We start from the raw sequence: 26,622 nt of genomic DNA, 5'->3' as shown, positions 1-26,622 counted from the left end.
CGGACCCCCGCGGTTTCAGAGGAGGGCGTCCGGGTGCGCGCCGCCCGCCTCGGCGACGATCGCGGACAGCGGCTGCGCCGGGCGGACCGGGGTGAAACGGACCGCTCCGGCCGCCTCCACCGCGAAGCCGTGGATCGCCGGCCGGGGGAGGCTGTTGTAGCCGTGGTGGGCGGTGAAGAAGTACGCGCCGGTGTCCGGGACGGCGATCAGGTCATCCGGGGCCAGTTCCGGCAGCTCCCGGGCCGTGGCCAGCAGGTCTCCCGCGAAGCAGGCCGGGCCCGCGACGTCCTGGGGGACGGGGGTCCCGGTCTTCGGGAGGCCCTTCGCGTCGTACGGGAGGATCCGCAGCGGCCAGGCCGCCGGGGCGTAGACCGTGCGGGTGGCGACCTGGACCCCGGCGTGCGTGACGGCGATGGGCCGGCCGCCGGCCGTCTTCGTGTACTCGACCCGCGCCAGGACGAGCCCGTGCTTGGCGGTCAGGGAGCGGCCGAACTCGGTGACCAGGCCGTAGGCGCCCGAGAACAGGCCGGGCGCGGCGGACCGCAGGGCCGCCACGTACCGCGCGTACGTCGGGGTCTCGGCGTCCGAGGAGAAGTTCACCGGCAGACCGCCTCCGATGTCGAGCGTGTCGACCTGCCGGCGCCCGGCCGCCGCGTTGATCTCCTCGGCCAGGGCGTACAGCTCCCGCACCCCCTCCGCGATCAACGGCAGGGGCACGCCCTGGGAGCCCGAGTGGGTGTGCAGCCGGGTCAGCCACGGCCGGTCCGCGTACGCCCGCAGCAGCCACTCGCGCGCGCCCGGGTCGCGCAGCGGGACGCCGAACTTCGAGGTGGCGGTGGCCGTGGAGAGGGCGTCGATGGCGCCCGCGCCGGTCTGCGGGTTGATCCGCAGGCCGATCGGGGAGCGGGTGGGGGCCGCCGCGACCAGGGCGTCGATGCGGCGCAGCTCCTGCGGGTTGTCGGCGTTGACGGCGATGCCCAGGGCGAGGGCCTCGCGGAGTTCCACCGGGGTCTTGGCGGGGGAGTCCAGCACGGTGTGCTCGGGCGCGACCCCGGCCGCCCTGGCCAGGGCCAGCTCGCCGGGGCTCGCCACCTCGCAGCCGACCCCGACGGAGGACAGCAGCCGGAGCACGGGGACCAGGGGGCACGCCTTCACCGCGAAGGCGTGCAGGACGGGGGCGCCGGCCGGCAGGGCGTCGGCGAACGCGCGGGTCAGGGCGTCGGCCGACGCGCGGATCCCGGCGGTGTCCAGCAGGCAGACCAGCGGTTCCGTGGCGAGGAGACCCTGCCGGACGGCGGCCCGAACGGCCCGGTCCCGGCGGGTGGCGGCGCTCTGCGCGTGCGTGTCGGCGGCCATGTCCGCCATCCCATCATCCGAAGGGGCCGGCCGCAGCTGTTGACTGAATCTATTCAGGAAGGAAGGATGTGAATGGATTCACCTACACCGGAGGAGGCACCCGCCATGTCAGGACCCCGCCCCGTACGGGCCGCGCGAGGCACCGAACTCAGCACCCTGGGATGGCAGCAGGAGGCCGCCCTGCGGATGCTCCAGAACAACCTCGACCCCGAGGTCGCCGAGCACCCCGACAAGCTCGTCGTCTACGGCGGCACCGGCAAGGCCGCGCGCGACTGGCGCTCGTACGACGCCATGGTCCGCACCCTCCAGACCCTCAAGCAGGACGAGACGATGCTCGTCCAGTCCGGCCGCCCGGTCGGCGTGATGCAGACCCACGAGTGGGCGCCGCGCGTCCTGCTCGCCAACTCCAACCTGGTCGGCGACTGGGCCAACTGGGAGGAGTTCCGCCGCCTGGAGCACCTCGGCCTCACCATGTACGGCCAGATGACCGCCGGTTCCTGGATCTACATCGGCACCCAGGGCATCCTCCAGGGCACCTACGAGACCTTCGCCGCCGTCGCCGCCAAGCTGCATTCAACGGGTAAGGGAGGGGTCAACGGAACCCTGGCCGGGACGATCACCCTCACCGCCGGCCTCGGCGGCATGGGCGGCGCCCAGCCGCTGGCCGTCACCATGAACGACGGCGTCGCGATCTGCATCGACGTCGACCCGCGCGCCATCGACCGCCGCATCGAGCACCGCTACCTCGACGTCAAGGCCGACAACCTGCGCCACGCGCTCCAGCTGGCCGTCGAGGCCCGCGACGCCCGCAAGCCGCTCTCCATCGGCCTGCTCGGCAACGCGGCCGACCTGCTGCCGCAGATGCTCGCCGAAGGCGCCCCGATCGACATCGTGACGGACCAGACCTCCGCCCACGACCCGCTCGCCTACCTCCCCGTCGGCGTCGACTTCGACGACATGGCGGACTACGTGGCCAAGGACCCGGCGGGCTTCACCACCCGCGCCCGCGAGTCCATGGCCACGCACGTCGAGGCCATGGTCGGCTTCATGGACGCCGGCGCCGAGGTCTTCGACTACGGCAACTCCATCCGCGGCGAGGCCCAGCTGGCCGGCTACGACCGCGCCTTCGCCTTCCCCGGTTTCGTCCCCGCCTACATCCGCCCGCTGTTCTGCGAGGGCAAGGGCCCCTTCCGCTGGGCCGCCCTGTCCGGCGAGGCCTCGGACATCCACAAGACCGACAAGGCGCTGCTCGAACTCTTCCCGGAGAACGAGTCGCTGCACCGCTGGATCAAGATGGCCGGCGAACGCGTCCACTTCCAGGGCCTGCCCGCGCGCATCTGCTGGCTCGGCTACGGCGAGCGCGACAAGGCCGGCGAGCGCTTCAACGAGATGGTCGCCGACGGCACCCTGGCCGCCCCGCTGGTCATCGGCCGCGACCACCTCGACTGCGGTTCCGTGGCCTCCCCGTACCGCGAGACCGAGGCCATGCTCGACGGCTCCGACGCCATCGCGGACTGGCCGCTGCTCAACGCCATGGTCAACGTCGCCTCCGGCGCCTCCTGGGTCTCCATCCACCACGGCGGCGGCGTCGGCATGGGCCGCTCCATCCACGCCGGCCAGGTCACCGTCGCGGACGGCACGAAGCTCGCCGGCGAGAAGATCCGCCGCGTCCTGACCAACGACCCGGGCATGGGCGTCATCCGCCACGTCGACGCGGGCTACGACATCGCCGAGTCCGTGGCGGACGAGCGCGACGTGCGCATCCCGATGCGCGAGGGCGACGACGCGTGAGCGACCACCCCGCCGGGGCGACCTCGTTCCACTCCATGTGGGACGAGCTCGCCCCCATCGGCCGGCACGCCGACTCCGGCGGCTACCGCCGGCACGCCTGGACCGGCGCCGACGCCGACTGCCGCACCTGGTTCCAGGCCCAGGCCGAGGCCCGCGGCCTCACCTACGAGACCGACCGCAACGGCAACCAGTGGGCCTGGCTCGGCGACCCCCTCGCGGGGGACGCCGTCGTCACCGGCTCGCACCTGGACTCCGTCCCCGACGGCGGGGCCTTCGACGGCCCCCTCGGCGTGGTGTCCTCCTTCGCGGCCCTGGACGAACTCCGCGGGAGGGGAGCGGAGTTCTCCAGGCCCCTGGCCATCACCAACTTCGGTGACGAGGAAGGGGCCCGCTTCGGCCTCGCCTGCGTCGGCTCCCGCCTCGCGGCCGGGCAACTGACCAAGGAGAAGGCGTACGAACTCCGCGACGCGGACGGGATCACCCTGCCCCGCGCCATGGAGGCCGCCGGGTACGACCCCGAGACGATCGGCGCCGACCCCGAGCGCCTCGCCCGCATCGGGGCCTTCGTCGAACTCCACGTCGAACAGGGCCGGGCCCTCGACCTGTCCGGGGACCGCGTCGGCATCGCCTCCGCGATCTGGCCGCACGGCCGCTGGCGCTTCGACTTCCACGGCGAGGCCAACCACGCGGGCACCACCCGCCTCGTCGACCGCCGCGACCCGATGCTCACCTACGCGGCGACCGTGCTGGCCGCCCGCACCGAGGCGGCCCTCGCCGGAGCCGTCGCCACCTTCGGGAAGATCGCCGTCGAGCCCAACGGGGTCAACGCCATCCCCTCGCTGGTCCGCGGCTGGCTCGACTCGCGCGCCGCCGACCAGGCCACCCTCGACACGGTCGTCACCGCCATCGAGAAGGCCGCCCGCGAACGCGCCGACCAGGACGGCATCGACCTCGACATCGTCCGGGAGTCCTTCACCCCGGTCGTCGAGTTCGAACACGCCCTGCGCGACGAACTCGACCGGCTCCTCGGCGGATCCCTGCCCGTCCTCGGCACCGGCGCGGGACACGACGCGGGAATCCTCTCCGCCGCCGTCCCGACCGCGATGCTGTTCGTACGGAACCCGAGCGGCGTCTCCCACTCCCCGAAGGAGTTCGCCGCCGAGGACGACTGCGTGGCCGGAGTCCTGGCCCTCGCCGACGTACTGGAAGGACTCGCGTGCAGGTGACCGCGCACAAGACGTACTGGCTGGAACACGCCTGGCTCGGCACCCACGTCGAGCCGGGCGTCGCCCTGGACGTCACCGCCGACGGGCGGATCGGCGCCCTGCGCACCGACACCCCGACCCCGCCCCCCGGGACGGAGGTGCTGCGCGGGCTCACCGTCCCGGGCCTGGCCAACGCGCACTCCCACGCCTTCCACCGCGCCCTGCGGGGCACGGTCCAGGTCGGCAGCGGCACCTTCTGGACCTGGCGCGACTTCATGTACAAGGCCGCCCAGAACCTCACCCCCGACAGCTACTTCGCGCTGGCCCGCGCGGTGTACGCGGAGATGGCCCTGGCCGGCATCACCAACGTCGGCGAGTTCCACTACGTCCACCACGCGCCCGGCGGAGCCCCCTACGCCGACCCCAACGCGATGGGCGAGGCGCTGATCGAGGCCGCCGCCGCGGCCGGCATCCGCATCACCCTCCTCGACACCGCCTACCTCTCCTCGGGCTTCGGCAAGGCACCCGAACCACACCAGCGGCGGTTCTCCGACGGCACCGCCGACGCCTGGGCCGAACGGGTCACCGCACTCAAGCCCCGCGCGCACGCCCTGGTCGGCGCCGCGATCCACTCGGTGCGCGCGGTGCCCGCCGACCAACTGGCCACCGTCGCCCAATGGGCCGAGGAGCGACGGGCACCCCTGCACGTCCACCTCTCGGAGCAGACCGCCGAGAACGACGCCTGCCGGGCCGCCCACGGCCGCACCCCCACCCAACTGCTCTCCGACCACGGCGTGCTCGGCCCCCGCACCACCGGCGTCCACAACACCCACCTCACCGACACCGACATCGCCCTGCTCGGCGGAACCTCCACCGGCACCTGCATGTGCCCCACCACCGAACGCGACCTCGCCGACGGCATCGGCCCCGCGACCCGCCTCCAACACGCCGGCAGCCCCCTCTCCCTCGGCAGCGACAGCCACGCCGTGATCGACCTCCTCGAAGAGGCCCGCGCGATGGAGCTGAACGAGCGGCTGCGCAGCCGCACCCGCGGCCACTGGACGGCGCACGCCCTGCTCGCCGCCGCCACCGAGGACGGGCACGCCGCCCTGGGCCTGCCCGACGCGGGCCGGCTGGAGACGGGCGCCCTCGCGGACTTCACCACGATCGCCCTGGACTCCGTACGCACCGCCGGTCCGCTGCCCCGACTGGCGGCCGAGACCGCCGTGTTCGCCGCGTCCGCCGCCGACGTCCGCCACACCGTGGTGGGCGGCCGGCACATCGTCCGCGACGGCGCCCACGCCCTGATCCCGGACGTCCCGTCCGCCCTGGCCACATCCATCGCCGCCCTGCGCGGCTGACCCGGGCGCCTGCGGCGGGACCACACGCTCTGAGAGGAACCCCCGTGACCACGACCGTCATCACGAACATCGGCAGCCTCGTCACCAACGACCCCGCCCTCGGGGACGGCAGCCCCCTCGGCCTGATCGAGAACGCGGCCGTCGTCATCGAGGACGAGCGCGTCACCTGGGTCGGCCCCGCCGACCGGGCGCCCGCCGCGGACGAGGCGTTCGACGCGCACGGCCGTGCCGTCGTCCCCGGCTTCGTCGACTCCCACTCCCACCTGGTGTTCGCGGGCGACCGCACCGCCGAGTTCAACGCCCGGATGTCCGGGCGCGCCTACTCCGCGGGCGGCATCCGCACCACCGTCGCCGCGACCCGCGCCGCCACGGACGCGGCGCTCGAAGCCAACCTGCTGCGCCACCTCGACGAGGCCCGCCGCCAGGGAACCACCACCTTCGAGACCAAGTCCGGCTACGGCCTCACCGTCGCCGACGAGGCCCGCGCCCTGCGCATCGCCGCCGCGCACACCGAGGAGGTCACCTACCTCGGCGCGCACATCGTGTCCCCCGACTACGCCGACGACCCCGCCGGCTACGTGGACCTGGTCACCGGCGAGATGCTGACGGCCTGCGCCCCCCACGCCCGCTGGGTGGACGTGTTCTGCGAGAAGGGCGCCTTCGACGGCGACCAGGCCCGCGCGATCCTCACCGCGGGCGCCGCCGCCGGGCTGATCCCGCGCATCCACGCCAACCAGCTCTCCCACGGCCCCGGCGTCCAGCTCGCCGTCGAGCTGGAGGCGGCCTCCGCCGACCACTGCACCCACCTCACGGACGCCGACGTCGACGCCCTCGGCCAGGCCTCGGCCACCACCGTCGCCACCCTGCTGCCCGGCGCCGAGTTCTCCACCCGCGCCCAGTGGCCCGACGCCCGCCGGCTCCTGGACGCGGGCGCGACCGTGGCCCTGTCCACGGACTGCAACCCCGGTTCCTCCTACACGAGTTCGATGCCCTTCTGCATCGCGCTCGCCGTCCGGGACATGCGGATGACCCCCGACGAGGCGCTCTGGTCCGCCACCGCCGGCGGTGCCCGGGCCCTGCGCCGCACCGACATCGGCACACTCGCCCCCGGAGCCCGCGCCGACCTGGTCCTGTTGGACGCCCCCAGCCACGTCCACCTCGCCTACCGCCCCGGCGTCCCGCTGGTCGCCGCGGTCTGGCAGCGGGGGACCCGCGCCGTCTGACGCGAGCACGGGCCGCACGAGCACCACGGGCCCGCACCGGCACCCACCGGCTCGGCCCGCACCGGGCCGAGCCGGCCGAAACAGGTGCGTCCGACGCGCCGTCGAACCCCCGCCGACCGGCCGCCGATCCGGGCCCGTCCCGTGTCTTCCCTCCGCAAGGCCCCCGGCGTACCTTGAGCCACCAATCTGATGTGCCGTCAGTAACTTGTCGGACATCCACGGTTCACGGTTCGAGGGGAAGACGAAGGTGTCCCACCGCACACGCACCACCGCGCTCGCGCTGGCCTCCGCGCTGGCCGGATCGGCGGCCGTCCTGACGCTCGCGCCCCCGGCCCACGCCGACGTGGTCGACGTCGCCTACAACTGCGCCACACCCATCGGGGACAAGTCGGCCGTCTCGCCCATCGACATCAAGGCGGTCAGGGCCGGCGACGGCTACAAGCTGACGATGTCCTTCCAGAAGGGCGTCTCCTCCAGCCCCATCGAACTCGGCAAGGGCGCGATGAGCCCCGGCGCCGTCATCCTCGTCGGCGGCGCCGACAAGGACTCCGTCCCCGTCTCCGGCCCGCCCAACCCCGAGGCCGTGCCCGCCGACACCCCCATCAAGATCACCGACCTCTCGGGCACCTACACCCCCAAGAAGAGCGGCAAGGTCACCTTCACCGCCGGCGTGCTCACCATCAAGGCCATGGGCACCACCACCACCTGCACCCCCGGCAACAGCCCCAAGCCCTCCCTCGAACTGGACGTCACCGCCCCCGGCGGCGCCGCGGCCCCACCCCCCGCGTCCACGGCGGCGGGCGGCGACAGCCTCCCGCAGACCGGCCCCGCCGACTCCGCCCTCGCGCTCGGCACCCTCGGCGCGACCGTGCTGCTCTCCGGCGCCGCCGGCGTGCTCTGGCTGACCCGGCGCGGCCGGCAGGCCCGGTCCTGAACGGAGCGGCCCCGCCCATGCCCGCACCCCCCGCCCCCCGACGCCTCGATCCCACGCTCCGGCGCCTCGGGTCGGCGCTGCTCGCCGGCGCCGCGCTGCTCCTCGGCGCGCCCGCCGCCGTCGCCGACGAGCCCGGCTGGACCGCCGAACCGGCCGCCGGACGGTCCGCCGGCGCCGTACGCCCGTACTTCTACCTCGCCGGCCCCTCCGGCAGCGTGCTGGAGGACCGCCTCGCCCTGACCAACACCACCGACCGGGAACGCACCCTCACCCTGCGCGGCGCCGACGCCGACAACGCCGCCGACGGGGCCCTCGCCGTACGCCCCGCCCGCCGGTCCACCGACGCCGGCTCCTGGCTCAGCTTCGGAGCGAGCGCGACCGTGAGGATCCCGCCCCGCACCCGCGCCGTGGTCCCCTTCACCGTCTCCGTGCCCCCCGCGACCCCGCCGGGCGACCACCCCGCCGCCATCGTCGCCACCGAGGCCGGCCACGAGGTCGGCGTACGCGTCCACCTGCGCGTCGGCGGGCCCACCCTGGCCGCCCTCACCGTCGAGAACGTCTCCGTACGCGGCAAGGGCGCGGCGACGCGCGTCGCCTACACCCTCGTCAACCGGGGCAATGTGACCCTCGCCCCCGAACTCGCCCTCCACGCGCGCGGTCGCTTCGGCGAGGTCCCGGGGCGCGCCGCCCACGCCCTGCCGGTCGAACTGCTGCCCGGCCGGCGCGTCGAACTCACCGAACCCTGGCCCGGCGCACCGGTGTTCGACCAGGTCCGACTGACCCTCACCGTCACCGCCCCGGGCGGCACACGGGCCACGGCCGGCGCCTCCGAATGGTTCGTGCCCTGGGGTCTCGCCGGCCGGACGGGCCTCGGACTGCTCGTCCTCGGCGCGACCACCGCTGCCGCGCTGCTCCTCGTACGCACGCGACGGACGCCCCGGGGCGAGCCGCCGGCGCCGGCCGGGTCCGTACCGCGACCGAGGCAACCCACGCCGACGGAGCACGAGTTGACGGGAGCACCCAGGTGAGCGCCCAGGTGAGTGCCAAGGTGAGTGCCAAGGTCGGCGGGACGGGCGGCGGGGCGGCCGGAGCCCGCGTCGCCAGGGTGCCGGCGGCGTCGGCCCTCGTGGTCTCGGTCCTGGCCCTGGTGGCCCTGACCCTGTTCCCGGCGGCCCCGGCCGAGGCCGCGGAGGCCAAGCCGACGGTGGCGCTCTCCCTCCAGGAGGTCGCCAAGGGCACCGGGATCACGGTCACCGGCGCCGGCTGGCGGGCCAAGACCATGGTGATGCTGTTGGTCTGCGGACAGAACATGATCGGCGGCACCAACAGCTGCGCGAACGCCGACGGCGTCGCCGTCGCGGTGGCCGACGACGGACGGTTCACCGCCCGACTCCCCGTCGTGGAACCGCCCAAGCCCTGCCCCTGCGTCGTGAACGTGACGTCCGTCAACGGCGACCAGTCCACCGTCGCCGCACCGCTGAAGATCACCGACCACCCGGTGGCCGAACTGCCCACCGACTCCGGTACGGCCCGTCTCGCGGTACTGACGGGGGTCCGGCTGGAGGGCGACGACGGGGTCCTGACCTGGTTCGGCGCCCCGCCCACCCGGAAGTTCACCGTCGTCGTCGGAAACCTGGGCTCCGCACCCGTCACCGACCCGGTCTTCCAACTCGGGACCGCCCACGGGGTGTTCGCCCCGCTGTGGGAGGAGGCCCGGTGGAAGGGCACCGTCCCGCCCGGCGGCAAGGCGGAGATCCGCCTGGACACCACCCTTTCGGCGGGGGCCCACGGCGACTACACCGTCTCCCTCAAGTACGGGGACAAGGTCCTGGCCACGCAGCCGTGGGGCGTGGACCGCCCGTACGGGGTCCTGCTCTTCTGGGGCCTGCTCCTGCTGGTCGTCCCCGCCGCCGTCTTCCGCGTCGGCATGGCCGTCGTCGACCGGGTCCGACCCCGCGGGACCGCGACCGGCGGTCGCCACCGGGGCGCCAATGCGCTCGACGCGGCGGCGACGGCGGTGACGGCCCGACTGCCGCGCATCGCCGCCGGCCGCGGATCCCCGCCCGCGCCGCCCGCCGCCGACACCCCGGCGGCCTCCCTCCAGACGACCACGGCGGTCCTGCCGTGGTTCACCCCGGACAGCGCGCCGGGACCCCAGGCACCACCAGGCCCACCTGCCCCACAGGCGTCCGCACCGTCTGAGAACCGTCCGACAACGAAGGGACATTCGTGAAGACCCAACGGAGGGTGAGCGCGGCGGCTGTCGCGCTGCTGTTCGGCGGCGCGGGCATCCTGGCGGCGGCCGCCCCCGCCCAGGCGGCCGACGCCACGTTCAAGGTGAAGTGCGTACCGCCCGCCGGCGGCGGCGCCCCGGTGGAGGGAGAGACCACCGCCAAGATCAGCGCACCCGCGACGGCCAAGGTGGGCGACGAGGTCGACGTGTCGTGGGAGACGGTCAAGCCCGCCTCCAACAACACCGACCTGATGGTGATCCCCAAGGACTCCGTGGTGCCCACCGGCTGGTTCACGGTGAGCGGCGGCGGGGCCGAGCTGAAGGTCGTCGGGGAGAAGAAGAACCCGGAGATCCCGAAGAAGGCCCCGATGGTCATGTCGACCATGAAGGGCAAGCTCAAGCTGACCAAGGCGGGGAAGATCACCCTGACGCCCGGCCGGTACGAGGTCGCCGTCTCCTTCCCCTTCGGGACCTTCGTCACCAAGTGCGCCCCCGTGGGCACCGTGATGGGCGGGACCACCATCGACGTCTCCGCCGGCTCGACGGGCGGGACGACGGGCGGCGCCACCACAGGCGGCGCGACGACGGGCGGGGCGACGACGGGCGGTGCCACGACCGGGGGAGCGACGACCGGCGGTGCCACGACCGGCGGTGCGACCACCGGCGGCGCCACCACCGGCTCCACCACGGGCGGCAGCGGCGGTCAGACCGACTTCCCGGGCAAGGCCGTCGAGGTCGCCTTCGACTGCGGCCCGGTCGTCCCCGGCGGCATCAAGACCCCGGTCACCGTCAACGCCAAGAAGAACGGCGGCGCCTACGACCTGACGGTCAAGACCGCCAAGGGCGCCATGGCCGCGCCCATGGCCTTGCCCGCCGGCGCCCTCAAGCCCTCGATGAACGTCAAGCTCGGCGGCGCCGACAGCGGCACGGTCAAGGTCTCCGGCCCTGCCAACGCCGAGCCGATCCCCGACAAGGCCCCCGTCAGCCTCAGCGACATGACCGGCACCTACAAGCCGGGCAAGACCGGAAAGGTGACGTTGACCCCCGACCAACTGACCATCGACGTCACCATGGCACCGGGCTCCACGCCCATCAACGTGCCGTGCAAGGCCACCAGCAGCGCCGTCTCGCTGGAACTGGACACCACCGCCCAGGCCGGCGGATCCGGCTCACCGTCCTCCACCGGCGGCACGAGCGCGGGCACGCCCTCGGGTTCGGGCGGCCTCGCCGAGACCGGCGCGCAGGACGACGGCGGCATCAAGGCCCTGGCCCTGGTCGCCGGCACGGTGATCCTGCTCGGCGGGGCGGTCTTCACCTTCACCCCGTGGCGCCGCCTGCGCGGCACGAGGTAGCCGCGGGAGCCCACAGGAACACGGCGGTGCGCGTTTCGTTCCGAGAGGGCGGGGCGCGCACCGCTTTCGCGCACTGGGCACGGATCAAGCCAATGATGTCCGAGCCTGGCGTGTATCGAATTAATTTCTTGTGACGTGCCCGCTTGGTGGATAGTTTTCTCGATGTCGATCAGGTGCGGGTTTTGACCAGCCCGGGCTCTTCCGGATCGGCTTTGAATTCTCATCGGGGAACGGAAAATCGCATGAAGATGAAATATGCGGTTGCGACACTGGTCGCAGCCTCAGCCTTGACGGTGTTCGGCGCGCCGACGGCAGGCGCGGCTCCTGCCGGCGGGATCGACGGCGGCTGCAAGGCGACCGCTGACTTGGACCGTCTGGGTCGCCCGAACGTCACCTCCAACTGCTCCGGACGCTTCCCCTCTGGTGCGCAGCATCGCGCGAAGATCATCTGTGACACGGTGCAGGGCGTTCGCGAGCACGTGGTCCGTCGGACCTATTACAGTGGCTGGACCTCGACCGGCGGGGCGGCCAAGGTCGGATGCGGATTCAAGTCGTTCCTCGTCGGATTCAATTCCGAGGTGCGCGGCGCCTGAGGTGTCGGTAGCCGGGGTGATTGCGCTATCTCGGTTCCGGTGAAAGTCGTGATTACTCGGAACCCCGTGTGTGCGACTTCTGGCAGCGGAAAAGCGAAAAGGATCGGCCCGGCACGCCGAAAGGCGTGCCGGGCCGTTGCCCATGCGTCAGTGCGTCAGTGCACGCCACCCATGAGGGGCTGGACCTTCTTGCGATACATGTAGATCGCGATGCCGGCGAGGATGGCCAGCGCGCCCTGGCTGGCGAACCAGCCCTGGGTGTCCGTCGGTGCGCCGATCAGCTGGAGAAGGGCGATCGCGGAGTCACCGGCGGTCACCGCGAGGAAGAAGACGCCCATCATCTGGGAGGCGTACTTCTGCGGAGCCAGCTTGGTGGTCAGCGACAGCCCGACGGGGGAGAGGCACAGCTCGCCGACCGTCTGGACGAAGTAGACGCTCACCAGCCACATCGGGCTGACCTTGCCGTCGGCGGCCAAGCCCTGGGCCATCATCATGATGCCGAAGGAGACACCGATGGCGACCAGCGCGAAGGAGAACTTGGCGAGGGTGCTCGGCTCCTTGGAGCGTCGGTTCAGTGCCACCCAGACCCAGGCGAAGATCGGCGCCAGAGCCATCACGAACAGCGGGTTCAGCGACTGGAACCAGCTCTCAGGGAAGTCGAAGCCGAAGAGGCTGCTCTCGGTGTTGTTCTTGGCGAACAGCGAGAGGGTCGAACCGGTCTGGTCGTAGATCGCCCAGAAGATCGCGGCGGCCGCGAAGAACCAGACGTACGCCGACATGCGGGACCGTTCGACCTGCGACAGGTCCTTGTCGCGCTTGATGCGCAGGATCGCCCACGTCGGCAGGACGAGACCGGCGATGGTCAGCGGCCACAGGGCGTAGTTGATCGTGAAGATGCCGGCCAGGCCGATGATCGCGTAGGCGGCGGCGGCGACGCCCAGCCAGATCAGGCCCTTCTTGAGGACGGAGGACTTCTCCTCGGCACTCAGCGGGCTGGGTACCTGGTTCGAGACCGGGTTCAGGTAGCGGAAGCCGAAGAAGTAGCAGGCGAGGCCGAGGGCCATGCCGACACCGGCCATGGCGAAGCCGATGTGCCAGTTGACCTCCTGGCCGACCCAGCCGATGGTCAGCGGGGCGACGAAGGCACCGAGGTTGATGCCCATGTAGAAGATCGTGAAGCCACCGTCACGGCGCGGGTCGTTCTTGTCCGTGTACAGCTGGCCGACCATCGTCGAGATGTTGGCCTTCAGTACGCCGGAACCGGCGGCGATGAGCGCCAGACCGATGAAGAACGAGATGGTCGCCGGTACGGCCAGCAGGAAGTGGCCGACCATGATGACGACGCCGGCGACGGCGACGGCCTTGCGGGCACCCCAGAGACGGTCGCCCAGCCAGCCGCCCGGGAGGGCGAGCAGGTAGACCATCGCGTTGTAGACGGAGTAGATCGCGACCGCGGTCGCGTCGTTCATCCCGAGTCCACCGTCGGCCACGTTCGTGGCCAGGTAGAGCACGAGCAGAGCGCGCATGCCGTAGAAGCTGTAGCGCTCCCACATCTCGGTCATGAAGAGGAAGGCCAGGCCGGTGGGGTGGCCGAGGAAGGTCTTCTCGCCCGTACCGGGCAAGTCCTTCGTCAGGCTGGAAGCCATCGTCGATCCTTGTTCTGCTCGGGACGCGTGGCTTCGTGAGCTGAACGACGCCCGGTGGGGGGTGGCCGGCACCGGCGACGAATGTCCCACCCCACGCCCCGGGGTCTCGCCCTCCGGGATGCCGGGGGTGAAGGGTCAGTCGTCACCGGGATCCACGCCCTCCGCGCATCTCGCGCGCAGGGCCCGGCCCACAGGTCATTCACTGTCATCTGGGTCGGTCGAACCGACCAGAGCAGAAGTTGAGGATCTCGGTGCGCATTTCGGCACAAAGATCCCCGGAGTAGTGCATCAGGCGTCTCGCCACCATACGACACGACACTGAGGGATATGGAAGGACTTGAGAGATGGATCACAGGTTCGCAGGGAACCGTTCGGCCACATTCGAAGGCCGTAAGTCCGTCGTGTACCCAGATGGAGAGGGCTCTATCGGCGTGCCACTCCTTTGACCCCGTGCGGACTACCATCACCCACATGACGCGTGTACTGCTCGCCGAGGACGACGCATCCATCTCGGAACCCCTGGCCCGCGCCCTGCGCCGGGAGGGCTACGAGGTCGAGGTCCGGGAGGACGGCCCCACCGCCCTGGACGCGGGACTGCAGGGCGGCGTCGACCTCGTCGTCCTCGACCTCGGGCTGCCCGGAATGGACGGCCTGGAAGTGGCCCGACGGCTGCGGGCCGAGGGACACGGGTTCCCGATCCTCGTCCTGACCGCCCGCGCCGACGAGGTCGACACGGTCGTCGGCCTGGACGCCGGCGCCGACGACTACGTGACCAAGCCCTTCCGGCTCGCCGAACTGCTGGCCCGGGTACGGGCCCTGCTGCGCCGCGGCGCCACCGAGGCCTCCCAGCCGCCCGCCACCCACGGCGTGCGGATCGACGTCGAGTCGCACCGGGCCTGGATGGGCGAGGAGGAGCTCCAGCTCACCGCCAAGGAGTTCGACCTCCTGCGCGTCCTCGTCCGCGACGCCGGTCGGGTCGTCACCCGTGACCAGTTGATGCGCGAGGTGTGGGACACCACCTGGTGGTCCTCCACCAAGACCCTCGACATGCACATCTCCTGGCTGCGCAAGAAGCTGGGCGACGACGCGGCCAACCCCCGTTACATCGCCACCGTCCGGGGCGTCGGCTTCCGCTTCGAGAAGAGCTAGTACTTACTGAGTCATGCGCCGCCGCCTGATCAACTCCACGCTCGCCGTGGTGCTCGTCGTGATCGCCGTGTTCGGGGTCTCCCTGGTCATCGTCGAGACCCGGACCATCACCAGCAGCGCCCAGGACCGCATCGGGTCCGAGGCGCTGCGCCTGGTGGGCATCGTCGAGTCGAACGTCCTGGAGAACAAGCCGATCAACCCCGCGGCGCTCGCCGAGCAACTGGACGTCGGCAAGTACGCCCGCATCACCATCCCGGGGCAGGCGCCCGTCGAGGTCGGCGACCCCATCGACGAGAGCGTCATCCGGGGCACCGCCCACGGCGAGCAGGGCGAGGAGGTGGTCGTCGAGGCCACCCGCTCGACGGTCACCCGGGAGGTCGGGCGCACCCTGGCCGTGGTCGGCGCGGTGGCGCTGCTGGCGGTCGTGGCGGCCGTACTGCTCGCCGTGCGCCAGGCCAATCGGCTGGCCTCCCCGCTCACCGACCTCGCGGAGACGGCGGAACGGCTGGGGTCCGGGGACCCGCGGCCCCGCCACAAGCGGTACGGGGTTCCCGAGCTGGACCGGGTCGCGGACGTGCTGGACTCCAGCGCGGAGCGGATCGCGCGGATGCTGACGGCGGAGCGGCGGCTCGCCGCGGACGCCTCGCACCAGTTGCGGACGCCGCTGACGGCCCTGTCGATGCGGCTGGAGGAGATCACGGTCACCGACGACCTGGAGACCGTGCGGGACGAGGCGACCATCGCCCTCACCCAGGTGGAGCGGCTCACGGACGTGGTCGAGCGGCTGCTGACGAACTCGCGGGACCCGCGGACCGGCTCGGCGGTCCCGTTCGACCTGGACGAGGTCGTCAAACAGCAGGTCGAGGAGTGGCGGCCGGCGTACCGCAGTGCCGGGCGGGCCATCGTGCGCTCGGGCAAGACGGGCATGCGGGCCGTGGGCACGCCCGGCGCGGTCTCGCAGGTGCTGGCCACCCTCGTGGAGAACGCGCTCATGCACGGCGGCGGCACGGTCGCCCTGCGTACCCGGGTGACCGGCAACCAGGCGGTGCTGGAGGTCACGGACGAGGGCCCCGGCGTCCCGCCGGACCTCGGCAACCGGATCTTCGAGCGGGCCATCAGTGGCCGGAACTCCACCGGTATCGGCCTGGCCGTCGCGCGCGACCTCGCGGAGGCAGACGGCGGACGCCTGGAGCTGTTGCAGACCCAGCCGCCGGTGTTCGCGCTGTTCCTCAGCCGCACCGCGCCGGAGCGGGAGGAAGACCCCGAGCCGACGGTGCGCTGAGCCGGGCGGCGGGCCGCGGGCCTGCGGGACGATGGTGGCCCGACCGGGCACCGGGTGACCGGGCGACCGGGTGACCGGTCTACTGGGCGGCGGACTCGTGCGCCAAGGGGACGACCGGCGTGACCGGGACCGCCGGTGTGACCGCGACGGCCGGGGCGGCCGGGCCGTCCGGCTCGGACGCGTGGCGTTCCCGCTGCTCGACGACGGTCGAGACCGCCGGGGGGCGGCTCGCCGGCAGGGCCTTGAAGACCCAGGTGCGGTAGGACCAGAAGCGGAAGACGGTGGCGACGCCGATGCCGGCGAACTTGAAGACGTTCGTGGCCAGCCTGCCGTCCATGCCCAGGCCGTAGGTCCCGGCGTAGAGCACGCCGCTCTCGATGACCAGGCCGATCGCGCTGAAGAGGGCGAACAGGGGCAGCTCGCGGGTCGGGGGCCGGCTGCCGTCGCCGCCCGACCGGTCCCGGTAGGTGAAGAAGCGGAAGCCGATGTAGTTCGTGCCGATGGCCACCACGATGGCTATCACGCTCGCCCGGACCACCTGGAGGTCGGTGGTCGCCCGCAACAGGTTGAAGACACCCAGGTTGACCAGGACACCGACTCCGCCGACGGCCCCGAATCTGGCGGCCTCCCGTGCCAGGCCGCGCAGGCGTTCGAGGGCGGATCCGTTCTTCGGCGTGCTCATGTGATCGGTCAGTCCCTGTTCGTCGTGTCCGCGGTATCCGTCGTGTCCGTGCTGTCCGTCGCCGTACCTGTCGCCATGTCCGCCCCCGGTGCGAGGGCGTCACCCGTTCTCGTCAACCCGTCCATGTTAAGTGTCGCCCCCGGAGCCCGCCCGTGCCTTCGCGTGCCTCGCGGCCCTTGCGGGGTCCGGCACGGGGTGTCCCGCGAGTCCGCGCCAGGGCTGCGTCCGGATGGCGCAATACCGACGGATACCCTGGAGAGGTGACGTTCCCGGTAGTCGGCATGGTCGGCGGCGGACAGCTCGCCCGCATGACCCACGAGGCGGGCATCCCCCTCGGCATCAGATTCAAGATCCTCAGTGACACCCCACAGGACTCGGCGGCCCAGGTCGTGAGCGACGTCGTCATCGGCGACCATCGCGACCTGGAGACGTTGCGCGCCTTCGCGCGCGGCTGTGACGTGATCACGTTCGACCACGAGCACGTACCCATCGAACACCTGCGGGCCCTGGAAGCGGACGGCATCCCCGTCCGCCCGGGGCCCGACGCGTTGGTGCACGCCGCGGACAAGGGGGTGATGCGCGCCCGCCTCGACGAGATCGGCGCGCCCAGCCCCCGCCACCGGATCGTGGCCGATCCGGCGGACGTGGTGGCCTTCGCGGACGAGGTCGGCGGCTTCCCCGTCATCCTCAAGACGGTGCGCGGCGGGTACGACGGCAAGGGCGTGTGGTTCGTGCGCACCCCCGAGGACGCGGCGGCGCCCTTCCACGCGGGTGTCCCGGTGCTCGCCGAGGAGAAGGTGGACTTCGTCCGCGAGCTCGCGGCGAACATCGTCCGCTCCCCGCACGGCCAGGCGGTGGCCTACCCGGTGGTCGAGTCCATCCAGGTCGACGGGGTCTGCGACACCGTGATCGCCCCCGCGCCGAACCTCTCCGAGGAGCTGGCGGGCGAGGCCCAGTCCCTGGCCCTGCGCATCGCCAAGGAACTCGGCGTGACCGGCCACCTGGCGGTGGAGCTGTTCGAGACCACCGACGGCCGGATCCTCGTCAACGAACTGGCCATGCGCCCGCACAACAGCGGCCACTGGACCCAGGACGGGGCGATCACCTCCCAGTTCGCCAACCACGTACGGGCGGTCCTGGACCTCCCGCTCGGCGACCCGCGCCCGCGGGCCCGCTGGACGGTCATGGCGAACGTGCTCGGCGGGGACTACCCGGACATGTACGCGGCGTACCTGCACTGCATGGCCCACGACCCCCAGCTGAAGATCCACATGTACGGCAAGGACGTGAAGCACGGCCGCAAGGTCGGCCACGTCAACACCTACGGCGACGACCTGGACGACGTGCTGGAGCGAGCACGTCACGCTGCCGGCTACCTCCGAGGGACGATCACCGCATGAGCACCTCTTCCACAGGCCCCGTCATCGGCATCGTCATGGGCTCGGACTCCGACTGGTCGGTCATGGAGGCCGCGGCCCAGACGCTGGACGAGTTCGAGATCCCGTACGAGGTCGACGTGGTCTCCGCCCACCGGATGCCGCGCGAGATGATCGCGTACGGCGAGCGGGCCGACGGCCGCGGCCTGAAGGCGATCATCGCGGGCGCGGGCGGCGCCGCCCACCTGCCCGGCATGCTCGCGTCCGTCACCCCGCTGCCGGTCATCGGCGTGCCGGTGCCGCTGAAGTACCTCGACGGCATGGACTCCCTGCTGTCGATCGTCCAGATGCCCGCCGGGGTTCCCGTCGCGACCGTCTCCGTCGCCGGGGCGCGCAACGCGGCCCTGCTGGCCGTCCGGATGCTCGCCGCCCACGACCCGGAGCTGCTGGCCCGCATGCGGGAGTTCCAGCAGGAGCTGAACGAGCAGGCCACCGAGAAGGGCAAGCGGCTGCGGGCCAAGGTCGCGGGCGCGGACTCCTTCGGATTCGGCAAGTGAGCGCCGCGCAGCGCCTGGGCGAGGCGCGTGAGCTGCTGGCCGAGCACCCGGTCGTCGACGGCCACAACGACCTGCCGTGGGCGCTGCGCGAGCAGGTCCGGTACGACCTCGATCGGCGGGACATCGCCGCCGACCAGTCGGGCCACCTGCACACCGACCTGCCCCGGCTGCGCGCCGGCGGCGTCGGCGCGCAGTTCTGGTCCGTGTACGTGCGCTCCGACTACGCGGGCGACGAAGCGGTCAGCGCCACCCTGGAGCAGATCGACCTCGTCGACCAGTTGCTCGCCCGTTACCCCGCCGACCTGGTGCGGGCCCTGACGGCCGACGACATGGAGGCGGCCCGCGCCGAGGGGCGGATCGCCTCCCTGATGGGCGCCGAGGGCGGGCACTCCATCAACAACTCGCTCGCCACCCTGCGCGCCCTGCACCGGCTGGGCGTGCGGTACATGACGCTCACGCACAACGACACCATCGACTGGGCGGACTCGGCGACCGACGAACCCCGGCACGGCGGGCTGAGCGGGTTCGGCCGCGAGGTCGTCCGCGAGATGAACCGCGTCGGCATGCTCGTGGACCTCTCGCACGTGGCCGCGACCACGATGCGCGACGCCCTCGCGGTCTCGACCGCGCCGGTGATCTTCTCGCACTCCTCGGCGCGGGCGATCTGCGACCACCCGCGCAACATCCCGGACGACGTGCTGGCACTGCTGCCCGCCAACGGCGGCGTGGCCATGGCCACCTTCGTGCCCAAGTTCATCCTCCCCGAGGCCGTCGCCTGGACCCTGGCCGCCGACGAGAACCTGCGGGCCCACGGGTTCCACCACCTCGACACCACACCCGAGGCGATGGCCCTGCACCGCGCCTTCGAGACGGAGCGCCCGCGCCCGGTGGCCACCGCCGCGACCGTCGCGGACCACCTGGACCACATGCGCGAGGTGGCGGGCGTCGACCACATCGGCATCGGCGGCGACTACGACGGCACGGCCTTCACCCCGGCCGGGCTGGACGACGTGACCGGCTACCCGAACCTGATCGCCGAGCTGCTGGCACGCGGCTGGTCGCACGCCGACCTGGCGAAGCTGACCTGGTCCAACGCCGTACGGGCGCTGCGCGACGCCGAAGCGGTGGCCCGCGAGCTGACCGCGGCGCGGGGACCGTCCAACGCGGTGCTCTTGCCGTAGCGGCGCGGGAGGGGACGGCGGGCCCGCCGTCCCCTCCCGGCCGATCACCGAGCTCTTGGATCGGCCGCGCGACACGTGGTCCACCTCACGCGCCGCACGGCACCGCGGGAACGCCCGGAGCGTCGCCGTCGCACCGTGCCGTCAGGCCCGGGGGCGGCCCATGGCGCGGTAGGTCCAGCCGGCGGCGCGCCAGCGATCGGGGTCCAGCGAGTTGCGGCCGTCCAGGACCAGCCGGTCGGAGACGACCTCGCCGAGCTCCGCCGGGTCGAGGTCGCGGAACTCGCGCCACTCGGTGAGGTGCAGCACGACCTCGGCGCCCCGGGCTGCCGCGAGCGCGGAGTCCGCGTAGCCCAGCGTGGGGAAGACGCGGCGGGCGTTGTCCATGCCCTTCGGGTCGTAGACGGTGACCTGGCCGCCCTGGAGGTGGATCTGCCCGGCCACGTTCAGCGCGGGCGAATCACGCACGTCGTCGGAGTCCGGCTTGAAGGTGGCGCCCAGCACCGCGACCCGCTTGCCGAGGAACGAACCGCCCACGGCGTCCCGGGCCAGTTCGACCATGTGGCCGCGCCGGCGCATGTTGATGGAGTCGACCTCCCGCAGGAAGGTCAGCGCCTGGTCCGCGCCCAGCTCGCCCGCCCGCGCCATGAAGGCCCGGATGTCCTTGGGCAGGCAGCCGCCGCCGAAGCCGATGCCCGCGCGCAGGAACTTCGAGCCGATCCGCTCGTCGTAACCGATGGCCTCCGCCAGCTTGACCACGTCACCGCCGGCCGCCTCGCACACCTCGGCCATCGCGTTGATGAAGGAGATCTTCGTCGCGAGGAAGGAGTTCGCGGCCGTCTTGACCAGCTCGGCCGTCGGGAAGTCGGTCACCACCAGCGGGGTGCCCTCCGCCATGGGCGTCGCGTACACCTCGCGCAGCAGCTTCTCCGCGCGCTCGCCCCGCACGCCGATGACGATGCGGTCCGGGTGCAGGGTGTCCCCGACGGCGAATCCCTCGCGCAGGAACTCGGGGTTCCAGGCCAGCTCGACCTCGTCGCCCGCCGGGGCGAGGGCGGCGAGCCGCTCGGCGAGCCGCTCGGCCGAACCGACCGGGACGGTGGACTTGCCGACCACCAGCGCCGGCCGGGTCAGGTGCGGGGCCAGCGAATCCATCGCGGAGTCCACGTAGCTCATGTCGCAGGCGTACTCGCCGTGCTTCTGCGGGGTGTTCACGCACACGAAGTGGACGTCGCCGAACGCGCCGACCTCCTCCCAGGAGGTGGTGAAGCGCAGCCGCCCCGTCGAGCCCGGCATCCCCTCGACGTGCGAGGCCAGCAGCTCCTCCAGCCCGGGTTCGTACATGGGGACGCGACCCGAGGCGAGCATCTCGATCTTCTCCGGGACCACGTCCAGCCCCAGGACCTCGAAGCCCAGCTCGGCCATCGCGGCGGCATGCGTGGCACCGAGGTAGCCGGTGCCGATCACAGTGATCTTGAGGGGCATGCGTTGCTCCAGGTGTGGCGGGCCTTTGCGGCCACCGAGCATAGGCCGGCTCGCGGACGGGGACGTTCCCGGGGAGTCGCGGCCCGTGCGGCACGCCGGCGGCCGGCGCCGGCGCGCTGTCACGCAGCTCACGTACGCGTTACATATCGCTGCCGGGACCCCGGACACTAAGATTTGGGTTACTTAACGGTAGTTAGCATCACTGATGCGTCACGCATCACCTTGGGGAGTGAGAGATCTTGGCGGGTTCTGCCGACTTCGACCTGTACCGCCCGGCCGAGGAGCACGACATGCTCCGCGAGTCGGTCCGCTCGCTCGCCGAGGCGAAGATCCTGCCGTTCGCGGCGGCGGTCGACGAGGAGTCCCGCTTCCCGCAGGAGGCCCTCGACGCCCTGGTCGCCAGCGACCTGCACGCCGTCCACGTACCCGAGACCTACGGCGGCGCCGGCGCCGACGCGCTCGCCACCGTCATCGTGATCGAGGAAGTGGCCCGCGTCTGCGCGTCCTCCTCCCTCATCCCGGCCGTCAACAAGCTCGGCTCGCTCCCGGTGATCCTCTCCGGTTCCGAGGAGCTCAAGGCCAAGTACCTCGGCCCGCTGGCCAAGGGCGACGCGATGTTCTCGTACGCCCTCTCGGAGCCCGACGCGGGCTCCGACGCCGCCGGCATGAAGACCCGCGCCGTGCGCGACGGGGACTTCTGGGTGCTCAACGGCGTGAAGCGCTGGATCACCAACGCGGGCGTCTCCGAGTACTACACGGTCATGGCCGTCACCGACCCGGAGAAGCGCTCCAAGGGCATCAGCGCCTTCGTCGTCGAGAAGGGCGACGAGGGAGTCTCCTTCGGCGCCCCGGAGAAGAAGCTCGGCATCAAGGGCTCCCCGACGCGCGAGGTCTACCTCGACAACGTCCGCATCCCCGCCGACCGCATGATCGGCGCCGAGGGCACCGGATTCGCCACCGCGATGAAGACCCTCGACCACACCCGCATCACGATCGCCGCGCAGGCGCTCGGCATCGCCCAGGGCGCCCTGGACTACGCCAAGGGCTACGTCCAGGAGCGCAAGCAGTTCGGCAAGCCGATCGGCGACTTCCAGGGCGTGCAGTTCATGCTCGCGGACATGGCGATGAAGATCGAGGCCGCCCGTCAGCTGACGTACTCGGCCGCCGCCCGCTCGGAGCGCGTCTCCGGCGGAGGCCCCCACGAGGACCTGACGTTCTTCGGCGCCGCGGCCAAGTGCTTCGCCTCCGACGTGGCCATGGAGGTCACGACCGACGCCGTCCAGCTCCTCGGCGGATACGGCTACACCCGTGACTACCCGGTGGAGCGCATGATGCGCGACGCGAAGATCACCCAGATCTACGAGGGCACGAACCAGGTCCAGCGGATCGTCATGGCCCGCAACCTGCCGTAACGACCGACGACGGCCCACTCGACGTCCACGACGGCCCCCGGCGCACCCGCGCCGGGCCGTCCGTGTCCCGGACGCACTCGGCGAGGTTCGGCTGCCGCGCGTTCCGCGGCATCGCACATCTTTCGTCGGGAGGGCCGGTGTGGGCCCGGGGAGTCGGCAGCCCACGGGTGGCGACCTGACCGGCGGGAGCATCCGCGACCTGCCCTGGGCGCGACATCGAGCCGGAGGCGGCCCCACCTGCCGTCTCCGGCCTTCGTCAGGCCCCCGATGGGCTAAATTTGTGCCCTCGTACGCCCGAATCGGTTGGGGAGACACAATGACGGAAGCGATCCTGCTTGTTGGCGGGCAGGGGACGCGTCTGCGCCCCGTGACGGTGAATACCCCCAAACCGATGGTGCCGGCCGCGGGTGTCCCGTTCCTCGCCCACCAGATAGCCAGGGCCGCGGCCGCCGGTGTCACGCACATCGTGATGGCCACCTGCTACCTCGCCGAGGTCTTCGAGCCCTACTTCGGCGACGGGTCCGACTTCGGCGTCAGCCTCGAGTACGTCGTCGAGGACGAGCCCCTGGGCACCGGCGGCGCCATCCGCAACGCCGCCCGACGCCTCACCGGCGGCCCGGACACCTCCGTCCTCGTCTTCAACGGCGACATCCTCACGGGCCTGGACATCGCCGGTCTCGTCGACTCCCACCGCGAGGCCGACGCCGACGTCACCCTGCACCTCGTGCGGGTCGAGGACCCCCGCGCCTTCGGCCTGGTGCCCACCGCCCCCGACGGGCGGGTGCTGGCCTTCACCGAGAAGCCGGAAACCCCCGAAGAGATCGTCACCGACCAGATCAACGCCGGTTGCTACGTCTTCCGCCGCAGCGTCATCGACTCCATTCCGGACGGCCGCGCGGTGTCCGTCGAGCGCGAGACCTTCCCCGGTCTGCTCACCTCCGGGGCGAAGCTCCACGGCGTCACCGAGGACACCTACTGGCTGGACCTCGGCAAGCCCGAGTCCTTCGTCCAGGCCTCCGCCGACCTCGTCCGCGGCATCGTCTCCTCCCCGGCCGTCCCCGGCCCCCGGGGCGAGTTCCTCGTCCTGCCGGGCGCCCAGGTGGCCGACGGGGCCAAGCTGTCGGGCGGTACGGTCGTCGGCGCCGGCGCCCGTGTCGCGTCGGGTGCGATCGTCCACGGCTCCATCCTGATGGACGGCGCGGTCATCGGTTCGGACACCCACGTGAGTGCCAGCCTGGTCGGCGCCGGAGCCTCGGTCGGCACGCGCACGGTGCTGGACGGCGCGGTCGTCGGAGACGGTGCGGTCGTCGGGGCCGACAACGAACTCCGCGCGGGAGCACGGGTGTGGTGCGAGGCCGAACTCCCCTCCGCCTCCGTGCGCTTCTCCTCCGACCGCTGACCGACGCCGGTGGGACCCCGGTGAGACGCCGGTGAGGAAGCCGGCGAGTCGACAGCCCCGGTGGGGACGGCCCGTGAGCCGACCCCAGCCAATCCAGCCAGCCAGCCAGCCAACCAACCCAGTGAGGCGACCCCGGTGACGGCCGAGCAGCAGACTTCCCGCGCGGCCGACGCCGCGGCCACGCGGCTCCCCGACGCGTGGGCGCGGACCCCGCTCACGGTGGTGATGCCCACCTACAACGAGGCGGGCAACCTGCCCGGCATGGTCGAGCTGCTGATGAGCCTCGACCAGCCGGGCCTGCGCCTGCTGGTCGTCGACGACTCGTCACCCGACGGCACGGGCAGGATCGCCGACGAGCTGACGGAGGGCTTCCTCACCGAGGACGGCAAGCCCCGCATGTCGGTCCTGCACCGCACCGCGAAGGACGGCCTCGGCCGCGCCTACGCCGCCGGCATGACCCGGGCGGTCGAGGAGGGCGCCGCGTACGTGCTCCAGATGGACGCCGACGGCTCCCACCCGGCCGCCAAGATCGCCGAGTTGCTCGGCGTGGCCCGCTCCACCGGCGCCGGCCTGGTCGTCGGCAGTCGGTACGTCCCCGGTGGCAGCCTCTCCGACGCCTGGGGCGCGCACCGCAAGCTGTTGTCCCGCTGGGCCAACGCCTACGCGAGCACCATCCTCGGCACCCGCGTCCGCGACATCACGGGCGGCTTCAACCTGTGGAGCGCCGACGCGTTGAAGGCGATCGACCTCGCGTCGATCGGCAGCGCCGGCTACAGCTTCCAGGTCGAGATGAAGTACCTCGCCCTGCGTCGCGGATTCCAGGTGGTGGAGGTTCCGATCCACTTCGAGGACCGCACCATCGGCGAGTCCAAGATGAACCTCGCCGTCCAACTGGAGTCCATCGCCATGCCGTGGATGCTCCGCGCCCGCTCCGGCGAGTAGCCGGGAGCGGACGCGGGCGGCGGGGGCGGTCCGGGAGCCCTCACGGCCAGGCCCCCGGAATCGTCGCCGCGATCAATCCACCTAGCGCGACTGGACGGTGACCTTCTCGTCCTTCTGGATCTGCTGGACGAGCTGCTTCACCTTGGCCTTGTCCCAGACCAGGTTGCCGCCGCGCTGTCCGGAGATCGGCATGTTCATCGACACGCCCTCGCCGCCGTTGACGCCCTTCATCGCGAAGAACATCTGGCCCATGTCCCACAGGGACATGTCCTTGTCCACGATCAGCGTCTCCAGACCGGCGCCCATCACCGGGTACAGCTGGAAGGGGTTGAGGACCGTGCTCGGAGTGGCGGCCTGACTCGCCAGCGACGACAGGAACTTCTGCTGGTTCTTCGTCCGCTGGAGGTCCGACTCGGCGAACGCGTACCGGGTGCGGACGAAGGCCAGCGACTGCTCTCCGTTGAGGGTCTGCTTGCCCGCCTTGAAGTCGGCCCCGGACTTCTCGTCCTTGAAGCCCTTCTCGATGTCGAGTTCCACGCCGCCCAGCGCGTCGACGATGTTCGCGAATCCGGCGAAGCCGATCTCGGCGTAGTGGTCGATGTGCAGACCGGTGTTGTACTCCACCGTCCGCACGAGCAGTTCCGGTCCGTCCTCGGCGTAGGCGGCGTTGAGCTTGACCCGCCGGCCCTGCCCCTTGAACGTCTTGCCGGACTGCGAGCCGACGAAGGAGGGGATCTCCACGTCCGAGTCGCGCGGCAGGGAGACCATGGTGTTCCCGCTGGAGCACTTCGCGAGGATCATCATGGAGTCCGTGCGCTTGCCCTCGGCGGAGCCCGTGTGGAGCTTCTTCTTCTCCTCGGCGGACATGCCCTCACGGCTGTCGGACCCGACGATGAGGTACGTCGTGCAGTCGCCCTCCTTCGGCCGCTCGATGACCTTGGACAGGTCGACCTCGCGGCGCACCTTGGAGTCGGCCCAGAAGTAGGTGCCGATGCCGGTGGCCAGCAGCGCGGAGACCAGGACGATCGCGCCGATCTTGATCTGTCGGGCGCGGTTCGGCGCCGGGCCGGGGGAGCGGCCCGGCCTGCCGGGGCCGGCCGGGGGCCGGCCGTCGTCGCCGCCGGGACCACCCGGGGCGCCCGCGGGTGCCCCGTAGACCTGGCCGGTGTTGTAGCCGCTGTCGTAGCCGTACCCGTCCGGGTTCTGTGCCTGCGGGGGCACCCCGTACGCGGGGGACTGCGCCGGCGGAGGGGGCGTGCCGGGGCGCCGCGTGGGCGGCGGCACCTGGGGCCGTGCGGGCTGCTGCCGCTGGATGTGCCGCATCCGCTGCGGACCCTCCGGTTGCGCCTGAGCGCCGCCGCGTCCGTACCCGTCGTCCCGGCGACCGCGGTCGTCGCGGTCGCCGGTCCACCCTTCTGGCCAGTCATTCATGCGGACAAGAATGCACGCCCCGGCGTGTCGCCCGA

Annotated in this window: 22 protein-coding genes; 17 read left to right on the top strand and 5 right to left on the bottom strand. The window is 72.0% G+C overall.

Going from position 1 to position 26,622, the window contains the following annotated elements:
* Window positions 1-15: 15 nt before the first annotated feature.
* The gene (locus ACQEVM_RS30900; protein WP_433084428.1) at window positions 16-1,356 is read right to left on the bottom strand and encodes a diaminopimelate decarboxylase; all 1,341 of its coding nucleotides are present in this window, start codon (window positions 1,354-1,356) and stop codon (window positions 16-18) included.
* Window positions 1,357-1,461: 105 nt separating this feature from the next.
* Here ACQEVM_RS30900 and hutU point away from each other — a divergent pair, with 105 nt between their 5' ends.
* The 9 genes from hutU to ACQEVM_RS30855 all read left to right on the top strand — a co-directional run bounded on the left by hutU (window position 1,462) and on the right by ACQEVM_RS30855 (window position 12,048).
* Window positions 1,462-3,147, top strand: coding sequence for a urocanate hydratase (hutU, locus tag ACQEVM_RS30895; protein WP_433084426.1), 1,686 nt, complete (start codon window positions 1,462-1,464; stop codon window positions 3,145-3,147).
* Between the two features lie 35 nt (window positions 3,148-3,182).
* Window positions 3,183-4,373, top strand: a complete 1,191-nt coding sequence (locus ACQEVM_RS30890; protein WP_433085491.1) for an allantoate amidohydrolase — start codon at window positions 3,183-3,185, stop codon at window positions 4,371-4,373.
* Window positions 4,370-5,713, top strand: coding sequence for a formimidoylglutamate deiminase (locus ACQEVM_RS30885; RefSeq protein WP_433084424.1), 1,344 nt, complete (start codon window positions 4,370-4,372; stop codon window positions 5,711-5,713). Before ACQEVM_RS30890 ends, ACQEVM_RS30885 begins: the two co-directional genes overlap by 4 nt.
* 44 nt (window positions 5,714-5,757) lie before the next feature.
* Entirely contained in the window at window positions 5,758-6,936 is a 1,179-nt protein-coding gene (hutI, locus tag ACQEVM_RS30880) for an imidazolonepropionase (RefSeq protein WP_433084422.1), read from the top strand.
* Between the two features lie 247 nt (window positions 6,937-7,183).
* Window positions 7,184-7,870, top strand: a complete 687-nt coding sequence (locus ACQEVM_RS30875) for an LPXTG cell wall anchor domain-containing protein (RefSeq protein ID WP_433084420.1) — start codon at window positions 7,184-7,186, stop codon at window positions 7,868-7,870.
* 17 nt (window positions 7,871-7,887) lie between these two features.
* Entirely contained in the window at window positions 7,888-8,898 is a 1,011-nt protein-coding gene (locus ACQEVM_RS30870; protein ID WP_433084418.1) for a COG1470 family protein, read from the top strand.
* Window positions 8,899-9,008: 110 nt separating this feature from the next.
* Window positions 9,009-10,103, top strand: a complete 1,095-nt coding sequence (locus ACQEVM_RS30865; protein ID WP_433085489.1) for a hypothetical protein — start codon at window positions 9,009-9,011, stop codon at window positions 10,101-10,103.
* Window positions 10,100-11,455, top strand: a complete 1,356-nt coding sequence (locus ACQEVM_RS30860; RefSeq protein WP_433084416.1) for a hypothetical protein — start codon at window positions 10,100-10,102, stop codon at window positions 11,453-11,455. The genes ACQEVM_RS30865 and ACQEVM_RS30860 overlap by 4 nt, the downstream gene beginning before the upstream one ends.
* 242 nt (window positions 11,456-11,697) lie before the next feature.
* Window positions 11,698-12,048, top strand: a complete 351-nt coding sequence (locus ACQEVM_RS30855; protein ID WP_433084414.1) for a hypothetical protein — start codon at window positions 11,698-11,700, stop codon at window positions 12,046-12,048.
* Window positions 12,049-12,203: 155 nt separating this feature from the next.
* Here the strand turns inward: ACQEVM_RS30855 and ACQEVM_RS30850 are convergent, their stop codons facing one another.
* Window positions 12,204-13,694 carry a peptide MFS transporter gene (locus ACQEVM_RS30850; RefSeq protein WP_433084412.1) on the bottom strand — a complete coding sequence of 497 codons (1,491 nt, stop codon included), beginning with the start codon at window positions 13,692-13,694 and terminating at the stop codon, window positions 12,204-12,206.
* A gap of 471 nt (window positions 13,695-14,165) precedes the next feature.
* Here ACQEVM_RS30850 and ACQEVM_RS30845 point away from each other — a divergent pair, with 471 nt between their 5' ends.
* Both ACQEVM_RS30845 and ACQEVM_RS30840 read left to right on the top strand, forming a co-directional pair.
* Entirely contained in the window at window positions 14,166-14,843 is a 678-nt protein-coding gene (locus tag ACQEVM_RS30845; RefSeq protein ID WP_053681251.1) for a response regulator transcription factor, read from the top strand.
* 13 nt (window positions 14,844-14,856) lie between these two features.
* Window positions 14,857-16,125, top strand: a complete 1,269-nt coding sequence (locus tag ACQEVM_RS30840) for an ATP-binding protein (RefSeq protein ID WP_433084409.1) — start codon at window positions 14,857-14,859, stop codon at window positions 16,123-16,125.
* Between the two features lie 79 nt (window positions 16,126-16,204).
* On the opposite strand, the gene ACQEVM_RS30835 is transcribed toward ACQEVM_RS30840, so the two are convergent.
* The gene (locus ACQEVM_RS30835; protein WP_433084407.1) at window positions 16,205-16,807 is read right to left on the bottom strand and encodes a GtrA family protein; all 603 of its coding nucleotides are present in this window, start codon (window positions 16,805-16,807) and stop codon (window positions 16,205-16,207) included.
* Window positions 16,808-17,067: 260 nt separating this feature from the next.
* On the opposite strand from ACQEVM_RS30835, the gene ACQEVM_RS30830 reads away from it, so the two are divergent.
* From ACQEVM_RS30830 to ACQEVM_RS30820, 3 genes are read left to right on the top strand one after another with little or no spacing between them, the layout of a single operon-like run.
* Entirely contained in the window at window positions 17,068-18,207 is a 1,140-nt protein-coding gene (locus tag ACQEVM_RS30830) for a 5-(carboxyamino)imidazole ribonucleotide synthase (RefSeq protein ID WP_053681255.1), read from the top strand.
* On the top strand, window positions 18,204-18,740 hold the full coding sequence (purE, locus tag ACQEVM_RS30825) for a 5-(carboxyamino)imidazole ribonucleotide mutase (protein WP_433084404.1): 537 nt from the start codon (window positions 18,204-18,206) through the stop codon (window positions 18,738-18,740). Before ACQEVM_RS30830 ends, purE begins: the two co-directional genes overlap by 4 nt.
* A complete protein-coding gene (locus tag ACQEVM_RS30820; RefSeq protein ID WP_433084402.1) occupies window positions 18,737-19,921 on the top strand; it encodes a dipeptidase in 1,185 nt (394 codons plus the stop codon). Before purE ends, ACQEVM_RS30820 begins: the two co-directional genes overlap by 4 nt.
* 141 nt (window positions 19,922-20,062) lie before the next feature.
* Here ACQEVM_RS30820 and ACQEVM_RS30815 read toward each other — a convergent pair whose 3' ends face one another.
* Entirely contained in the window at window positions 20,063-21,403 is a 1,341-nt protein-coding gene (locus ACQEVM_RS30815; RefSeq protein WP_433084400.1) for a UDP-glucose dehydrogenase family protein, read from the bottom strand.
* 239 nt (window positions 21,404-21,642) lie between these two features.
* Between ACQEVM_RS30815 and ACQEVM_RS30810 the strand changes: the two genes are divergently transcribed.
* The 3 genes from ACQEVM_RS30810 (at window position 21,643) to ACQEVM_RS30800 (ending at window position 25,156) form a co-directional block, all read left to right on the top strand.
* The gene (locus tag ACQEVM_RS30810) at window positions 21,643-22,815 is read left to right on the top strand and encodes an acyl-CoA dehydrogenase family protein (protein ID WP_031147482.1); all 1,173 of its coding nucleotides are present in this window, start codon (window positions 21,643-21,645) and stop codon (window positions 22,813-22,815) included.
* Between the two features lie 316 nt (window positions 22,816-23,131).
* Entirely contained in the window at window positions 23,132-24,214 is a 1,083-nt protein-coding gene (locus ACQEVM_RS30805; protein ID WP_433084397.1) for a sugar phosphate nucleotidyltransferase, read from the top strand.
* Window positions 24,215-24,349: 135 nt separating this feature from the next.
* Window positions 24,350-25,156, top strand: coding sequence for a polyprenol monophosphomannose synthase (locus ACQEVM_RS30800; protein ID WP_433084395.1), 807 nt, complete (start codon window positions 24,350-24,352; stop codon window positions 25,154-25,156).
* An 81-nt stretch (window positions 25,157-25,237) separates the two neighbouring features.
* On the opposite strand, the gene ACQEVM_RS30795 is transcribed toward ACQEVM_RS30800, so the two are convergent.
* Window positions 25,238-26,587 (bottom strand): LCP family protein, encoded by a 1,350-nt coding sequence (locus ACQEVM_RS30795; RefSeq protein ID WP_433084393.1) that lies wholly within the window; start codon window positions 26,585-26,587, stop codon window positions 25,238-25,240.
* Between the last annotated feature and the right edge of the window lie 35 nt (window positions 26,588-26,622).

It is taken from the genome of Streptomyces sp. CA-243310 (genome assembly GCF_050936775.1).
In the GTDB taxonomy this organism is placed as follows: Bacteria; Actinomycetota; Actinomycetes; order Streptomycetales; family Streptomycetaceae; genus Streptomyces.
The sequence above is the reverse complement of the archived record's forward strand: the minus strand, read 5'-3'. Positions and strand labels throughout refer to the sequence as shown.

Excerpts from the sequence above, each read along its gene's own strand:
- ACQEVM_RS30805 (WP_433084397.1), top strand. The coding sequence starts at position 23,132 with ATGACGGAAGCGATCCTGCTTGTTGGCGGGCAGGGGACGCGTCTGCGC.
- ACQEVM_RS30845 (WP_053681251.1), top strand. The coding sequence starts at position 14,166 with ATGACGCGTGTACTGCTCGCCGAGGACGACGCATCCATCTCGGAACCC.
- hutU (WP_433084426.1), top strand. The coding sequence starts at position 1,462 with ATGTCAGGACCCCGCCCCGTACGGGCCGCGCGAGGCACCGAACTCAGC.
- ACQEVM_RS30795 (WP_433084393.1), bottom strand. The coding sequence starts at position 26,587 with ATGAATGACTGGCCAGAAGGGTGGACCGGCGACCGCGACGACCGCGGT.
- ACQEVM_RS30840 (WP_433084409.1), top strand. The coding sequence starts at position 14,857 with ATGCGCCGCCGCCTGATCAACTCCACGCTCGCCGTGGTGCTCGTCGTG.
- ACQEVM_RS30815 (WP_433084400.1), bottom strand. The coding sequence starts at position 21,403 with ATGCCCCTCAAGATCACTGTGATCGGCACCGGCTACCTCGGTGCCACG.
- ACQEVM_RS30835 (WP_433084407.1), bottom strand. The coding sequence starts at position 16,807 with ATGAGCACGCCGAAGAACGGATCCGCCCTCGAACGCCTGCGCGGCCTG.
- ACQEVM_RS30900 (WP_433084428.1), bottom strand. The coding sequence starts at position 1,356 with ATGGCCGCCGACACGCACGCGCAGAGCGCCGCCACCCGCCGGGACCGG.
- ACQEVM_RS30890 (WP_433085491.1), top strand. The coding sequence starts at position 3,183 with ATGTGGGACGAGCTCGCCCCCATCGGCCGGCACGCCGACTCCGGCGGC.
- ACQEVM_RS30855 (WP_433084414.1), top strand. The coding sequence starts at position 11,698 with ATGAAGATGAAATATGCGGTTGCGACACTGGTCGCAGCCTCAGCCTTG.
- ACQEVM_RS30850 (WP_433084412.1), bottom strand. The coding sequence starts at position 13,694 with ATGGCTTCCAGCCTGACGAAGGACTTGCCCGGTACGGGCGAGAAGACC.
- ACQEVM_RS30870 (WP_433084418.1), top strand. The coding sequence starts at position 7,888 with ATGCCCGCACCCCCCGCCCCCCGACGCCTCGATCCCACGCTCCGGCGC.
- purE (WP_433084404.1), top strand. The coding sequence starts at position 18,204 with ATGAGCACCTCTTCCACAGGCCCCGTCATCGGCATCGTCATGGGCTCG.